Genomic DNA, 14284 nt, shown 5'->3' with positions numbered 1-14284 from the left:
ACCTCGCACCCCTCAAAACCTTGCGATCATTCGCCTTCGCCGCTTGCTGCGCCGCTATTGGTAAAGCGACACGAACTGCGATCCGCTCGCCCATGCAGCGATTCCTGGGACGAGACACATTGCAAGGCACGTCACCGATGCCCGGATCGCCCGTAGCGTTTCCTGGATGTCCAACCTCGAGTGTTCTGGGCAACTCGTCCAGACTCCGAAGAAAAATGATCGATAGACGGGATCGGGTGTTCCGTTCCATTGCTCGCTGAACCGTCCAGGCTGAAGGTTGAGAACTACGGAAACCCCGGAAACCATGGAATAGCGGGGACCGTCACATCAACCATGTCGAAACCGCGCTGAAATCTCAGCAGACAGTTTCAACTTTGTTCCTTGATCCGATTCCGGTGCGCCGCTTGCTTTGCCCTGTTACCGCAAGCCGCCATGCTGCACCAGCGCCGCGCGTGTCCGCGGGTGTGATCGGCGAACATCAATGTGCAGGTCGGACCCTCGCACGCCTTCACGTGCGTGAAGTCCTCCTCGCAAACAAGCTTCGCCAGGATTTCCCCTATCGGCAGAAGCAGGGACTCCGGCGAACTCCAACGCCGTGAACGTTCAAACGTGAGCGAACCCACCGTCTCCTCTTCGTGAGCTTCGTGAGCGACGATTTCCCCAAAGGCTTCATCACGCGCGAGCAGCAGGTTCAAAGGCTCCAGCTCACGCAGATCCGCAGACCCAAGCGGACGGCCTTTGTGCTCACGGACGAATAGCCTGAACCACTCACGCAGACTGCGCGCCTGGTCCGCCAGGCGATCGAGCTCGCCCGGCATGGCGCGCTCGCGCATCGTGCGTAGCACTTCCACGGGTACCAGTTGCGACTGCTCGAGCCAGGCCAGCAGGCCCTCGCCGTCGTCGATCCAGTCGATCGGGACGTCGACGGGCGTGGCCACCGAATTCAAAAAGTCCAGGCCAGCCGAATCGGCTATGAACATCGCGGGAAATTGTTGGGGCATTGGCTACCTCAAGGTGGATGAAAATAACCTTCTAAAAGTTGGTTGACAGGTTACCACATCATAGAATAACCTTCTCAGGTGCATTAAGAAGGTTACTCGAATTGAGGGTGAACTCGCTGCGACGGAGTCCGCCTTCGCGTAGATTTACCTCTGAACATGGGAGACGAAAATGCCTGAAAGCGATGTGAAAGTAGTGCTCGTACCCGGAGCCTGGGCCGACGGCTCTAGCTGGAGCAAAGTGATAAATGGACTCCAGGAAAACGGGGTTAGTGCGGTTACTGTCCCTGTGCCGTTAACGACGTTGGACGATGACGTTGCGGCGCTTGATCGAACCCTGGAACGGATTGAAGGGCCTGTTGTGCTGGCGGGTCACGCCTACGCCGGCGCGGTCATTGGTGCCGCACGCAACCCCAGGATCAAGGCGCTGGTCTACATCGCCGCGCTTGGCCCCGCCGAGGGAGAAACGGTAGCCGATGTGTTCTATCGAAACGAGCCGCACCCCGCAGCGCCAAAGCTCGGTCCTGATAGCCATGGCTTGATCTGGTTGCCCCAGGAGGCGTTTGCCGCGGCCTTTGCCCAAAACGCATCGGCGCAAGAATTGGCGGTATTGGCCGCCGTTCAGCGCCCGATCGCGCCGGCATGTATCAGCGTTCCCGTAGGACGTCCGCTTTGGAAGGATGTGCCGAGCTGGTATCTGCTGGCCGAGGAGGATCACATGATCGTCGCCGAGACTCAGCGCTTCATGGCCGAGCGTATGAACGCGCGGGTGAGCGCGCACCCGGTTGACCACACACCGAGTGTCACGGCGCCAGGTCTCGTTGTTGACCTGATTCTTCAGGCCGTGCGTGAAGTTCGTGAAGCGCACGTCTGACAGACCCGAGAGCTTCGCGCCTGCCGCAGGGTTCCATGAATTCAGCCCGACGGGCTGAGCGCTCGTGTCCTTAGGCAGTCGCTTTATCGCCAAGGGCATCTGGCGTAACTGTAGGTATCAACGAGGAGAATCACCATGACTGGTATCACGTACCGTACCGCGGATGTCGACGGCTTCAATATCTTCTATCGTGAAGCAGGGACCGTGGGAGCGCCCAAGCTGTTGTTGCTCCACGGCTTCCCCAGTTCCAGCCACATGTTCCGGGACCTGATCCCGCTGCTGGCCGATCGCTTCCACATCATCGCGCCGGATCTACCCGGATTCGGCCGGTCGGATATGCCGCCACGCGAGCAGTTCAAGTACAACTTCGACAGCATCGCCGGGGTCATCGATCGCTTTACCGAAGTGGTCGGGTTCGACCGTTTTGCAGTCTATGTGTTCGACTACGGGGCCCCGACCGGCTTGCGGATTGCAGTCAGGCATCCCGAGCGCATCACGGCGATCATTTCCCAGAACGGCAACGCCTACGAGGAAGGCCTGAGCGACGGATGGAACCCTATCCGTGCGTATTGGGAGGAAGCGTCGGAGGAGAACCGCCAGGCGCTTCGCGGCTTCCTGGCGCCGGAGACGACACGCTGGCAGTACACCCATGGCGTGGCCGACGAGGCTGCGGTCTCGCCGGACGGTATCGCGCTGGACAACTTCTACTTGACGCGCCCTGGAGCCGATGAGGTTCAACTGGATCTGTTCGGTGATTACAAGAGCAACGTTGCGCTCTATCCAACGTTCCAGGCGTACTTTCGCAAGCACCAGCCACGGTTTCTTGCGGTATGGGGGAAGCACGACCCGTTCTTCCTTCCGCCGGGCGCAGAGGCGTTCAAGCGGGATATCCCCGACGCCGATATCCGCTTCTACGATACCGGCCACTTTGCCCTGGAAACGCATGCCAGGGAGATCGCTGCGGCGATCGGCGAATTCCTCTCTCGATGAACCGAACTCCTGCAGCAGGTTGGGTTTTGCCTGCTATGGGTCGTTCACGACTGAACGCTGGCGCGTTCATAAACTTAGGAGAATTGACATGTCAAACGCAGTCGCTGTTGTTACCGGAGCCAGCCAGGGCATTGGCTTTTCCACGGCAGTACGTCTCGCGCGGGATTTTGGTTCGATCGTACTGGTTGCCCGCAATCGCGCCAAGCTCGAGGAGACGGCTGCGGCCGTCAAGGAGGCGGGTGCTGAACCCCTCATCATTGACCTTGACTTGTCCGACCGGTCGTCGGCTAAGAAGGTAGTAGAACAAACGCTCGCCGGGTTCGGGCGTATTGACGCGTTGCTCAATATCGCGGGCGCTGTTCCTCAAATCGATCTGTTCGACATGACGGACGAGCAGTGGGACGCCGGAATGGCGCTGAAGTTGCACGGCGCCCGCCGCCTGACCATTGAAGCTTGGCCTGCTTTGAAGGCGTCCAAAGGCTCTGTCGTCTTGATCTCCGGGAATTCCGCCCTTTTTCCGAAGGCACCGTACGCGGCGGTCGGGACGATCAACGCGGCGATCATTGCGCTCGCGAAGGCGTTTTCCGACCGGGGGATCACTGACGGCGTCCAGGTGAACAGCGTACTGCCTGGGCCCGTGATGACAGGGCGTAGGCGCTCCTACCTCGAGCACTGGGCGCCGTTGCACAACATGACGGTCGAGGAAGCAACCGCCCGATTCCCCGTTGAAGTGGGGATTACACGTTACGGCGAGCCTGAAGATATTGCGGAGCTGATGGCATTCCTGGTTTCACCAGGGGCTCGGTGGATGACTGGCTCCGCCATTCGAATGGACGGGGGCGAGGTTAAGTCCATTTGAACAGGCGAGTGAATCAGCATTCGCTCAAGCGATCGTGGACTGATTGGCCGGCTTATAGGCAACCGAAAATCAACGGGAATTCAACGGGAATCTTGAAGGGCACTTCCTACGTGGTGGAACACACGTGCTTGAATCGCTCATTGATTGCCCTATCTCTTTGGTGGCGCGGATTTGCCGCCGCGCCGGCGGGGCTTAGGCTCGACACCCACGCGCGGATCGCGTGCGAGCACGAGTGCCGTCATCCTTTTCGCTATGCTTTCAAACGCGGGGTCGTCTTGCGGTATGTAAAGCCATTTACCGAGCACTGGATGCGGCTGCAGTGCGGGCATTTCACGAATGAGAGCGGCGTGACGCTCTTGCGATGTGCACACGAGCAAGCCGCTCCACGGCGGGTCGCGATCGGCGGCAACCAGACACAACAGGCCGTCGATATAGGCGGCGTCGCTGCCGAACATCCGCTTGGCGATGTAGGTTGAATCGCACTCGAATGCTTCGAAGATCCAGATGAGCGAGTTGCGGAATGAAGAGGGCATTGGCGTGAAGTCCTTGGCGACAGAAGTGGTTGTGGATTCAATCCTCTACCGGGCGGCGATACAAGAGCCGTCGAAATCGTGCTCGTCAAACACTACCTCGTCAGCGTCGGAAAATGGTGGCTGATGCTTGGGTGACGATAACCGTCTTTTATTTTCACGCGACGACAGTACGCGTGCCGACATCCGTGCAACGCCAAAGCCGGGCTTCGGTGTAGAACTCCGTACCAATGGTGGTTTGCTAGTCGCATCGAAGGTAAGAGGTCAGCATCCGACCTCATTATCGTGCTATTGGTCGAGCAGGGAGCGGCGGCGGATATTGGGTAATTACGGAGATAATTGAGGGATGACCGGTGCCGTACGCGCTAACTTGCAGCCGTCCGCATGGACCGGTATTCACTCCGCACAATATCCATCAACTCTGCAACCGATGTGCTGGCGGCTTCCCGCTCGTAAGTCACGCGACCACGCTGCATGAGCATGACGCGATCCGCAATATCGAGTGTCTGCGCGTAGTTATGCATGATCATGACAATGGACAGTCCCTGCTTTTCCTTCAGCCGCAAGACCAGGTCGATGATCAATCCCGCCTCACGCGCGCCCATTGCCGCGAGCGGTTCGTCGAGCAGCAGGATCTTCGCATTCGAATTGACGGCGCGTGCGACGGCAATCGCTTGCCGCTGCCCGCCCGACAGTTGCTCGACCGGCAGATCGACCGATGGCACATGCACGCCGATCTCTTCCAGGCATTCCTCCGCACGGGTACGCATGGCGCGGTTATTCAACAGGCGAAACGGGCCGCGCCGGACGATCTCCCGATTCAGGAACATGTTGTGATAAATGCTGAGCGAATTCGCCAGCGCCAGGTCCTGATAGACGCATTCAATGCCAAGCGACCGCGCATGATCGACGGAGCGAAGCAGCGTTTCTTCGCCGCCTATAAATAGCTTGCCGCTCGTCTGCTGATGAAACCCGGTAAGGATCTTGATCAGCGTCGATTTGCCCGCGCCATTGTCGCCGAGCACCCCAAGTATCTCGCCTTGTCTGAGCGTCAACGACACACCGTCGAGTGCGGTCACCGCGCCAAAACGTTTGACGATATCTTCGCCCTGCAACGCGGCCGTGCCTGTTGTTCCTGCCGGCGCAGTCGTTGATGCGTCGGCCATTAGAGGTCTCCCTTGCGAGCAAGACGGACGACGTGGATGTTGAAGATCATGGCCGCCAGGATCGCCGCGCCGAGAATCATGTTGAAGGTGAACGCGTTGATGCCGATGAGCGTAAACCCGTCGTTGAGTATCCCGAGGACTGCCGCGCCAATCAGCCCGCCGATGATCGTGCCCGAGCCGCCGGCGAGCGGCGTGCCGCCGATCACGGCAGCAGCGACGGCGAGGAACATGATCTGGTTGCCGCCTGCCTGAGGATCGATGGACGTTATCCGGAAGCCTTCCAGGATGCCGGTGAAACCGGCAAGCAGCGCAGCAATCACAAAGTTGCCGAGTTTCAGCCGCCTGACCTGAATGCCCGCTTCGCTCGCGCCTAACTGATTCGCGCCCGCCGCGATGGTATGCAAGCCCCATCGCGTATGCCGAAGCAACACATGCATGACCGCGGCAATTGCGATGGTCCAGATGATTTCGCTGTATCCCCACTCGCCCATGAACGCCGAAAAATGCGTGCCCTCTGGCGGTGACACCGGCGTTCCTCGCGAGAGGGTCAGCGTTAAGCCATTTACGAAGAACAGCGTGCCGAGCGTGGTGACGAAGGAGGGGATGCGCAGGTACACCGTCACCGCGCCGTTGATCACGCCGACTACACCTGCCGCCAGCACGCCGGCCAGCAACGCGAGCCATGCGGGGGCGCCTGCTTCGTTGGCAAAGTGCATGATGAAAGGCGCGAACGCGAAGACCATGCCTGCGGACAAATCGATCTCTCCGCCGATCATCAGCATGATTTCGCCGCAGGCAATGATCGCGACCGGGGCAATGAACTGCGAGAGGTTTTCCAGACTCGCGCTAGTCAGCAGGAAGTCGTGGTTGGCCGTCTCGAAGTAGGCGCTGAGGATCAGCGCGACCGCAAGGATGCGGATCTCGCTGGATCGCTTCAGCGCGCCCGGCCATAACCTTGGGCGCCGGCTCGGCCGACTGGCATCCGTCACGGGAGTGGTCACCCCTTGATCGCACCCGTGCGCGGCACGATCTGAGGTTTCGTACTCTTGCCTTCATACCGCGTTTCGGTGGTCAGGTACGGGTCGACCGTGCCTTTGGTAACGAACTTCAGGCCAGTGTTGATGTTGGCCGGCCCGACGAGTCCGCCCGAGGAGAGGAAAATGAATGCTTCAAGCACGGTATAAAAACCCTGCACGTAAGGTTGCTGATCGATCGTGAAGTCGAGGAAACCGTCGTGGATCAGCTCGACCGTGCGCGGCAACAAGTCGAAGCCGCCGCCGTGCACGCCCTTGGACGGCAGGTTGGAATCCTTCATGACCTGGGCGACACCTTGGGTGCTGCCTGCATCGACGGCGAACATGCCTTTCAAATCCTGGTGCCCCAGGAAGAACGACTTGATCTTCGAGAGTTCTTCGTTGACCGTCGCTCCTGTCGCAATGGTTTGCGCATCGATTTTCTTGCCTGATTTCTTGATCGCATCGATTGCACCGTCAAGGCGCGGCTGGATGTTGAGCTGTCCGGGTGTCGCGATAAAAAGTGCGACGAGGCCGCTATCCACCAGGCTGACGATCCGCTCGCCCATCTGGTAGCCCGACAGATACAGATCCTGGCCGATATACGCGAGACGCGGATTAGCGCTGCCGCTTGGGGCATCGGCGTTGTATGCAAATACCGGGATGCCTGCGTCGAGCGCTTTCTGGATCGGCGTATTGAATGCCTTGGGGTCCACTATGGGAACCGCGATTGCATCGGCTTTCGCGGCAATGGCCGCGTTGACTGCATTGACCATCTCGCCGACGTCGGCGTTGGCCGAGCCGGTCCATTGGTAATCGAAACCTAGCAAGGCGGACGCATCCTGAATGCCGTATTGCGTGGGAACGAAGAAAGGGTTGGTCGTGACGTGATTGACGAATACGATCTTCCAGCGCTTGTGTGCCGGAAACGGGCCGGCTTCCGCGGCTTGCGCCGGTGTGATCGCGCCGCCTAGCAGTGCCAGCGCCGCAGTCAGGCCAGCACCTTGAAGCAAGCCGCGACGCACGCTTTGTGCATCACCCAGGTCTTCCCGATCTTGCGCCATGTCCTTTCTCCCGTGTCGGTGTTTTTGAACAACTCATTTCATTTCACATGACGGCGCGGGCCGGGAAAGCGCCGGTGCCGGGCGTCGCTACGCTCCGTGAAACTCGCATGCTCAAGCGCACGCACGGCCGAATGACGACGTATCGACATGCTAGAACAGGCACTGGGCCAATTAATCAATGTATACCCTTAACTAGTCCGACTATTTTGATTAGCGGGTCAAAGGGCGGAGGGCGTTCTGCGGCGACTGGAGGCTGCTCAAGAAATGAGAGGTGTGCTGGAGAGTCCAATATTTGGGAACGTCGCGCTTCGTGCTCAGGTTGTCTTTGGTTTATCCACCTGACGATGGCGCTTTCGGAATGGCTGCAAGTTCCAGGCGAGGTTGCGTCATTCGAGATGCTTGCCTGACTTTCGATATACGTAGTACTACGTATATGGATCGAACGTTGTTGGCGTAATCAGTTGCGGCTTGCAAGGGCAAGTCGAACCGCCAGGCCAGCGCGCTCAGCCCGACGCGGTTCAGGGTAAATTAATTGAAGCGGATTCAATGAAGCGGGCGCGCCGCAATCAGCTTGCACGCGTGCGCGGGCAATTCGGCCAGCACCTGCATGCCAAGGCTGAGGCCGGGCGTTTCTCGCTGCGTGGTGGCGGCTGTCAGCGTGAAGCCGGCGCAGTCGATCGTCGCTTCCAGCGTGGCGCCGACATCGCGGATAAACGTGACCGTACCAGCGAGACAGTTAGGACCACTGGTGGTCGAGACGTGCTTCACGCAGACATCTTCGGGACGGATCAGCAGGCGGATGTCCACCATGGATTCGGGCATCCGGGCGGGATTAGCCACGACAATCTGCTGGCCGCCCGGCAGCTTCACGCCGCCGCGTCCGTCATGCGTGACCGCAAGGATGTTGCCGAGCCCGATGAAGTCGGCGACGAACTCGCTGACCGGATTCCGGTAGATGTCGAGCGGCTTGCCGACCTGCGCAATGCGGCCCTTTTCCATCACGACGATCTCGTCGGCCATCGTCATCGCTTCGCGCTGGTCGTGCGTGACCATGATCGTCGTGATGCCAAGGCGTTGCTGCAGCAGGCGGATTTCGACCTGCATCGATTCGCGCAGCTTGGCGTCCAGTGCGGAGAGTGGTTCGTCGAGCAGCAACAGTTTCGGCGACGATGCGATCGCTCGCGCGATCGCCACGCGTTGACGCTGTCCGCCGGAGAGCTGCGTGACCGGCCGGTTCGCCATGTGCGGCAACTGGATCAGTTCGAGCAGTTCGGCCACGCGGCGCCCTTGTGCGGTCTTGCCCATTTTGCGAAGCCGCAGCGGGTACGCGATATTTTCGGCGACGCTCATGTGCGGAAACAACGCCAGCGACTGGAACACCATGCCGAAATCGCGCTGGTTCGCCGGCAGGTGGGTGATGTCGCGGCCCGCAAAAGTCACGCTGCCGGAGCTCGGCGTCTCAAGTCCCGCGATCATGCGCAGCAAGGTCGTCTTGCCGCAGCCGGACGGGCCGAGAAAGCAGACCAGCTTGCCATCCGGGACGCTCAGATCGACGTGGTCGACGGCGTATGCCGTGTTGAAGCGCTTGGTCACGGCCTGAAGTGTCAAATGGGTCATGAGGATTCCTTGGATTCTTGCGTGCTCAGAGCGCGACGCCCTTGTCGCCAATCAGCTTTTCAAGCAGCCAGATCAGCGCGAAGTCGATGGCAACAATAAAGACCGCGAACGAAAACACGGTCGGGTCGAGCGACGACACCGTGCGGCTGTAGAGCCACACCGGCAGCGTCATCGTGTTGATGCCGTACAGGAAGAACGTCACCGTGAATTCGTTGAACGAGATGATGAACGCGAACAGCATGCCGGCCAGGATGCCGGGACGCATCAGCGGCAACACCACGTCGAACATGGCGCGGCGCGGGCTCGCACCCATCACGCAGGCGGCTTCCTCGAATTCCGGGCCAATCGACGCCGCCGACGCCGCGCAGTTCTTCACCGTGAATGGCAGCGCGAGAATCACGTGTGCAATGATGAGCCGGAACACGCCGAGCTCCACGGGCAGCACGTTAAAGACCAGCAGCAGCGACAGCCCGAGCATCACCAGTGGATAGACGAGCGGCAACGCAACGAGCTGTTCGACGGCCGACTTGCCTCGAAAGCGGCAGCGGCTCAACGCATACGCGGCGGGCACCGAGACCAGCGTCGCGATGATCATCGTCGACACCGCGACGATCAGGCTCGTCGTCAGTGCGGTACCCATGGAAAGCACATCGCTTGCATCGGGCGAGACAAAGCTGTGCCATGCCGCGCGATACCATTGCAGGCTGTAACCGGGTGGCGGAAATTCCAGCGTGTCCGACGCGCTGAACGACATCAGGATCATCGTCAGGATTGGCAGCGCGGCAAGGAACAGGACAATGGCCGCGAGCAGTGCCGCGGACCTGCTGAGCCGGCCCGGCATGGTCGCGGGCAGGAGCCGCGCGCGCGAAGGAAGTCGATTGTATGGGGTGCTCATGCGGACGGTTCCTTGACCTTGAGACCTTGGGTGCGGCGCACGAGGCTTTGCGAGATCGCCATGACGGTGAGTGTGGCGACCATCAGCACCACGCCGGAGGCGGAGGCCGCCGGCCAGTTCAGCAGCGGCGAGACTTCGTCATGCACCAGCAGGGCAAGCATTGGCACGCGCCGGCCGCCGAGCAGCAGCGGCACCGCGAACGCGCTTGCGTTGTAGGCGAACACGAGCAGTGCGCCCGATACAAGCCCGGGCATCGCGAGGGGCAACATGATGTGACGCAGCGTCTGCCAGCGCGTTGCGCCGAGCGTTGCAGCGGCTTCCTCGTACGAGATCGACACTGCGCGCATGGCGCTCGACAACGGCAGCACGGCAAGCGGAAACGCGGTCTGGATCAGGCCAAGCAGCACACCATGCTCACGATAAAGCCATTGCATCGGACGCTGGATCACACCGCTTGCTAGCAACGCGTGATTGAGCAAACCGGCCGGGCCGAGGATCACGAGCCAGCCATAGCCTTGCAGCAACAGATTGACGAGCAGCGGCAAAAGCACGCCCGCCAGAAGCAGGCGCCGCGCCAGCCGCGACTCGGTGCGTGCCATCGCAAGCGCGACCGGAATCGCCAGCAGCACCGCACACACCATGCTCTGGAACGCGAGCCGCAGCGTGAGCCACAGCGCCTTCAGGAAATACGAATCGGCCAGGTTCGCATAGTTCTGCAACGTGAACCCGTGCCACTCGTCGCCCTGCGCGCCGAAGCTCATGCGCAGGACCACGAGGGCCGCCGCCGCGAGCACGGCGAGAAACGCGAGGATCGGGGCGAGCAGCAGCCACGGCCGCGCACGGGGTAGTGCGGCTCCCGATGCAGGGGCAACCGGCTGGTCCGGCGCCCCCGGTCCGGCACGCTGCGAAGAGAGTTCCGCCATCGTCACGCCGAGAAGATCTCGGTATAGCGCTTGATCCACGCGGCCTGTACCACGGCAAGCGACTTGTCGTCGTGCAGTACGGACTTCTCAGCGATCTGCTGCGGGCTCGGCACGTACCTGAGGCTCTCGGCAGGAATGATCGCCTTCGAATTCACCGGGCCGTTCAGCACGTCAGCGGCCATCCGGCCTTGCACGCCTGCATCGAGAGAATGGTTGATGAACGCGTGAATCAGATCGAGGTCGCCAGGGTGCGATTTCGGAATCACCGTGAACATCAACTGCGTGGCAAAGCCTTCCTTCATACCGTACGTCACGCCCATCTTGTATTCGGGTTTCCTGATCTGGTCGGGAAAGAACGCGGGCGAATAGATGCCGCCGATATCGAGCGAGCCCGTGCGAAACAGGTCGGCGACCTGATTCGGATTCTCGCCGAGCGTCATCACGCGGTCCTTCAGTTCTGCAAGCTTTTTGAAACCCGGATCAATGTTCTGCTGCGAACCGCCCGACATTTTTGCAGCGATGATCGCCAGATCGACCGCCTCGGCAAACTCGGGCGGCGGCAAGAAAATGCGGCCTGAGTATTTGGGATCCCACAGCGCTTCATAGGACGCCGGCGGTGTCTTGACCGTCGACGTGTTGTAGATCAGCCCGTCGGACCACAGCAGGTAGCCGACACCAAACCCATCTGCACCGGTTCGATACCGCGCCGCCACCTCCTTGAGATTCGGCAGCTTGTCGAGGTCGGGCTTGACTAGCAGGCCCGCATCGCCGAGACCCGAGGCGCCTACGCCCGCGAGCGTGATCACGTCATAGGTGGGGCGGTCGCCCGCGGCCTTCACCTTGGCGACCATGCCGGAGGTGCCGTCCGCGCGGTCCGCGATCACCTTCGCGCCGGTTTTCGCCGTGAACGTAGCCGCTATATTGTGCAACGCGGCAGTTCCCGTATCGTCTGACCAGGTCAGCAGACGTAGCGTCTTGCCCGAAAAATTGTGTTCCTGGGCTCTGAGATTGAGAAACGGCGCCGGCAGCGTGGACGCTGCGAGCGCTGCGCCGATCGTCTTGAAGGCTTGCCGCCGTCCCGTGCTGAATTTTTTCATCGCCGACTCCGTGGGTGGTTAAGTGAGATGTCTGACCTATGCGCCGGGTGAGCGGTCGCGCCCGCCAGCATTTGTCCGTGCATGAAAAATGTAGGGTCGCAAAATAGCCATCACAATCGATATATCGTCATGTCTACCATGACGAAAGCGCATGGCTACGTTCCTCTATCTCTGGTTTTTACCGGTCTTGGCATGCCGGTCGTGCATGGCCGGCCGCTTACAGGTAACGGTGGTGCTGCCTGGTCAGGCGAAGCGTAATCCCGGATGCGGAGCATGCGCTACCGGCCAATAATCAACCGGCCGCTAGCGCCGGGGCGAGTTTCCACGCGGCGGTTACCATCGGGAAATTCCACGACACGATTAGCGTGGCCATGCGGGAGGGGATCGGTCAATCCGCACGCGAGCGGACCCTGCGTAGAATATGACCATGATGCCGAGAGGAAATACGCCGTTCCCGTCTCCCGCAAGGTGCGGAAATGGACTTTCCCAGTGGTCATCGATATATTTATCCGAATATAACGAAGCCGGAGAGATTGAGTGAGCAACACCACGCAACAAGCGGTCGGAGAGAAATTCGTTCTCGAGTCGATGCATTACGCGCGCGACAAAACGTGGGAAGTCGTCGAACAGGTGGCGGCCCGGATTCAACCCGGAATGCTCGAGTCGGAAGCGGTGAGCGAGTGCAAGCGGGTTCTGCAGGAGCTCGGGATGGAGCGAATCTGGCATCCCATCCTGATCCGGTTTGGAGAAAACACCTTGCGGACGTTCAAGCAACGTTCCGAGGAAGACCTGCGTCTGAAAGACGACGACATTTTTTTTGTCGATCTCGGTGTGGTCTGGAAAGGACATGAAGGCGATGCGGGCGCGACCTTCGTGGTCGGCGCAGACGCGGAGATGAAAGCGTGCGCGGATGCGGCAAAGACCGTGTTCGATGAGGTCGAGCACCATTGGCGAACGACGGGCGCCGGCGGCACGGCGTTGTATGACTACGCGGCGGAGCGTGCGTCGGCGCTTGGGTGGAAACTGAACCTCGACATCAAGGGGCATCGCGTGAGCGATTTCCCGCACGCGATCTTCAAGGCGGGCAATCTCGGGAATTTCGAGCCGCATCCGGAGGCCGGGCTCTGGATACTGGAGATTCAGCTCGCGCATCCTGCAAGGCCGTTCGGCTCGTTCTACGAGGACCTGCTTGCCTGAGTCGTGTCGGCGAAGAAACGCTAACAAAGGACGCAATGTTCATTCGGCAACTCGAGTATCTCGTCACGCTGGCGCGCGAAAAACATTTCGCGCGAGCAGCAGAAGCCTGTCACGTTTCCCAACCTGCGCTGTCGTCGGCCATCCGTACGCTTGAGGCCGAACTGGGGCTGGTCATTGTCGAGCGGACGCGGCGCTTCGTAGGCTTTACGGAAGACGGTGAGCGTGTGCTTGGCTGGGCGAGGCAAACGCTCGCGTCGCTGCAGAACATGCGGCAGGATGCGTCCGCTGCGCAGGTCAGGCTGATCGGGACGCTTCGCATAGGCGCGATTCCGACAGTCATGCCGGTGACCGCCAGCATGCTCGCACCGTGCATGCGTGAGCATCCGCATATGCACTATGAGGTTCGCTCGCTCAGCTCCGACGCGATCCTGCGTCAACTGGACGAGCATGAACTCGATGTCGGCCTGACCTATCTCGACGGCCAGGTGCAGGCAGGGTTCAGCGTGTTGCCTCTCTATTTCGAACGTTACCTGCTTCTGTCGCCCTCCAGCGCAGGCGATGTGTTTGACGCGGGCACGGTGCAATGGAGCAGCGTGGGTGGATTGCCGCTTGGTCTGTTGACCGCCACCATGCAGAACCGGCAAGTGATCAATGCCGCGTTCCGACGCGAGAACGTGCTGCCCACCGTGGTTCTCGAAACCGACTCTCTTTTGTCTCTCTACGCGCACGTTCAACATGCAGGCTTGTTCAGCGTGTTTCCGCATAGCCTTCTAAGCGTCCTGCCCGCGGGCAGTCGTGTGCGTGCGTCGCTTTTATTGCCGGAGTTGACGCGCGGTATTGGTCTTATCGCGCGCAATCGGAATCCGCCTCCGCCCCTTGTTGCCGCCATCTGGAGAGCGGCAGAGCAGCTTGATCTGCAACGGGAGTTCGACGCATTGCTGCCCGACGCTGCGCGCGCATCGCAAGGCCCGGTGACCGTTTAAGGCGCGACATGCGCCGCTGTCTGCGCATGCTTGCGCGCCTTCATAAGAAGCGCTTATCACCTGATTCATCCAAACGAT

15 protein-coding genes and 1 pseudogene are annotated in these 14284 nt (G+C 60.4%); 6 read left to right on the top strand and 10 right to left on the bottom strand.

Annotation, left to right across the window (positions count from 1 at the left end; genetic code table 11):
• Positions 1-368: 368 nt before the first annotated feature.
• Positions 369-1001, bottom strand: a complete 633-nt coding sequence (locus tag HB376_RS08245) for an ABATE domain-containing protein (protein WP_255631226.1) — start codon at positions 999-1001, stop codon at positions 369-371.
• Between the two features lie 169 nt (positions 1002-1170).
• Between HB376_RS08245 and HB376_RS08240 the strand changes: the two genes are divergently transcribed.
• The 3 genes from HB376_RS08240 (at position 1171) to HB376_RS08230 (ending at position 3721) form a co-directional block, all read left to right on the top strand.
• Entirely contained in the window at positions 1171-1872 is a 702-nt protein-coding gene (locus tag HB376_RS08240) for an alpha/beta hydrolase (RefSeq protein WP_213762921.1), read from the top strand.
• 135 nt (positions 1873-2007) lie between these two features.
• Positions 2008-2862 carry an alpha/beta hydrolase gene (locus tag HB376_RS08235; RefSeq protein WP_213762920.1) on the top strand — a complete coding sequence of 285 codons (855 nt, stop codon included), beginning with the start codon at positions 2008-2010 and terminating at the stop codon, positions 2860-2862.
• Between the two features lie 88 nt (positions 2863-2950).
• Positions 2951-3721 carry an SDR family oxidoreductase gene (locus tag HB376_RS08230; RefSeq protein WP_213762919.1) on the top strand — a complete coding sequence of 257 codons (771 nt, stop codon included), beginning with the start codon at positions 2951-2953 and terminating at the stop codon, positions 3719-3721.
• A gap of 149 nt (positions 3722-3870) precedes the next feature.
• Here HB376_RS08230 and HB376_RS08225 read toward each other — a convergent pair whose 3' ends face one another.
• The 8 genes from HB376_RS08225 to HB376_RS08190 form a co-directional block, all read right to left on the bottom strand.
• On the bottom strand, positions 3871-4254 hold the full coding sequence (locus tag HB376_RS08225) for a hypothetical protein (protein WP_213762918.1): 384 nt from the start codon (positions 4252-4254) through the stop codon (positions 3871-3873).
• A gap of 362 nt (positions 4255-4616) precedes the next feature.
• Positions 4617-5417, bottom strand: a complete 801-nt coding sequence (locus tag HB376_RS08220) for an ATP-binding cassette domain-containing protein (protein ID WP_213762917.1) — start codon at positions 5415-5417, stop codon at positions 4617-4619.
• On the bottom strand, positions 5417-6406 hold the full coding sequence (locus HB376_RS08215; protein ID WP_346730458.1) for an ABC transporter permease: 990 nt from the start codon (positions 6404-6406) through the stop codon (positions 5417-5419). The genes HB376_RS08220 and HB376_RS08215 overlap by 1 nt, the downstream gene beginning before the upstream one ends.
• Positions 6407-6414: 8 nt before the next feature.
• On the bottom strand, positions 6415-7494 hold the full coding sequence (locus HB376_RS08210) for a sugar ABC transporter substrate-binding protein (RefSeq protein ID WP_213762915.1): 1080 nt from the start codon (positions 7492-7494) through the stop codon (positions 6415-6417).
• A 543-nt stretch (positions 7495-8037) separates the two neighbouring features.
• The gene (locus tag HB376_RS08205) at positions 8038-9111 is read right to left on the bottom strand and encodes an ABC transporter ATP-binding protein (protein WP_213762914.1); all 1074 of its coding nucleotides are present in this window, start codon (positions 9109-9111) and stop codon (positions 8038-8040) included.
• 25 nt (positions 9112-9136) lie between these two features.
• Positions 9137-10006, bottom strand: coding sequence for an ABC transporter permease (locus tag HB376_RS08200; protein ID WP_213762913.1), 870 nt, complete (start codon positions 10004-10006; stop codon positions 9137-9139).
• Complete coding sequence (locus HB376_RS08195) at positions 10003-10929, bottom strand: ABC transporter permease (protein WP_213762912.1); 927 nt, start codon at positions 10927-10929, stop codon at positions 10003-10005. The genes HB376_RS08200 and HB376_RS08195 overlap by 4 nt, the downstream gene beginning before the upstream one ends.
• A 2-nt stretch (positions 10930-10931) precedes the next feature.
• A complete protein-coding gene (locus HB376_RS08190; RefSeq protein ID WP_213762911.1) occupies positions 10932-12026 on the bottom strand; it encodes an extracellular solute-binding protein in 1095 nt (364 codons plus the stop codon).
• A gap of 129 nt (positions 12027-12155) precedes the next feature.
• Here HB376_RS08190 and HB376_RS40865 point away from each other — a divergent pair, with 129 nt between their 5' ends.
• Positions 12156-12284: a hypothetical protein gene (locus HB376_RS40865; RefSeq protein ID WP_255631225.1), complete on the top strand. Its 129-nt coding sequence runs from the start codon at positions 12156-12158 to the stop codon at positions 12282-12284.
• Positions 12285-12321: 37 nt separating this feature from the next.
• Here the strand turns inward: HB376_RS40865 and HB376_RS08185 are convergent.
• Positions 12322-12399, bottom strand: a pseudogene (locus tag HB376_RS08185) (aldehyde dehydrogenase family protein); the annotation flags it as partial.
• A gap of 164 nt (positions 12400-12563) precedes the next feature.
• On the opposite strand from HB376_RS08185, the gene HB376_RS08180 reads away from it, so the two are divergent.
• Positions 12564-13223: a M24 family metallopeptidase gene (locus HB376_RS08180; protein ID WP_213762910.1), complete on the top strand. Its 660-nt coding sequence runs from the start codon at positions 12564-12566 to the stop codon at positions 13221-13223.
• A 35-nt stretch (positions 13224-13258) separates the two neighbouring features.
• Positions 13259-14206 (top strand): LysR family transcriptional regulator, encoded by a 948-nt coding sequence (locus HB376_RS08175; protein ID WP_213762909.1) that lies wholly within the window; start codon positions 13259-13261, stop codon positions 14204-14206.
• Positions 14207-14284: the final 78 nt, after the last annotated feature.

Source organism: Caballeronia sp. dw_19, from assembly GCF_018449515.1.
GTDB lineage: Bacteria > Pseudomonadota > Gammaproteobacteria > Burkholderiales > Burkholderiaceae > Caballeronia.
The sequence above is the reverse complement of the archived record's forward strand: the minus strand, read 5'-3'. Positions and strand labels throughout refer to the sequence as shown.

What these genes read in the sequence shown, in the direction of transcription:
- HB376_RS08245 (WP_255631226.1), bottom strand. Translation starts at nt 1,001, where the DNA reads ATGCCCCAACAATTTCCCGCGATGTTCATAGCCGATTCGGCTGGCCTG.
- HB376_RS08240 (WP_213762921.1), top strand. Translation starts at nt 1,171, where the DNA reads ATGCCTGAAAGCGATGTGAAAGTAGTGCTCGTACCCGGAGCCTGGGCC.
- HB376_RS08235 (WP_213762920.1), top strand. Translation starts at nt 2,008, where the DNA reads ATGACTGGTATCACGTACCGTACCGCGGATGTCGACGGCTTCAATATC.
- HB376_RS08230 (WP_213762919.1), top strand. Translation starts at nt 2,951, where the DNA reads ATGTCAAACGCAGTCGCTGTTGTTACCGGAGCCAGCCAGGGCATTGGC.
- HB376_RS08225 (WP_213762918.1), bottom strand. Translation starts at nt 4,254, where the DNA reads ATGCCCTCTTCATTCCGCAACTCGCTCATCTGGATCTTCGAAGCATTC.
- HB376_RS08220 (WP_213762917.1), bottom strand. Translation starts at nt 5,417, where the DNA reads ATGGCCGACGCATCAACGACTGCGCCGGCAGGAACAACAGGCACGGCC.
- HB376_RS08210 (WP_213762915.1), bottom strand. Translation starts at nt 7,494, where the DNA reads ATGGCGCAAGATCGGGAAGACCTGGGTGATGCACAAAGCGTGCGTCGC.
- HB376_RS08205 (WP_213762914.1), bottom strand. Translation starts at nt 9,111, where the DNA reads ATGACCCATTTGACACTTCAGGCCGTGACCAAGCGCTTCAACACGGCA.
- HB376_RS08200 (WP_213762913.1), bottom strand. Translation starts at nt 10,006, where the DNA reads ATGAGCACCCCATACAATCGACTTCCTTCGCGCGCGCGGCTCCTGCCC.
- HB376_RS08195 (WP_213762912.1), bottom strand. Translation starts at nt 10,929, where the DNA reads ATGGCGGAACTCTCTTCGCAGCGTGCCGGACCGGGGGCGCCGGACCAG.
- HB376_RS08190 (WP_213762911.1), bottom strand. Translation starts at nt 12,026, where the DNA reads ATGAAAAAATTCAGCACGGGACGGCGGCAAGCCTTCAAGACGATCGGC.
- HB376_RS40865 (WP_255631225.1), top strand. Translation starts at nt 12,156, where the DNA reads ATGTCTACCATGACGAAAGCGCATGGCTACGTTCCTCTATCTCTGGTT.
- HB376_RS08175 (WP_213762909.1), top strand. Translation starts at nt 13,259, where the DNA reads ATGTTCATTCGGCAACTCGAGTATCTCGTCACGCTGGCGCGCGAAAAA.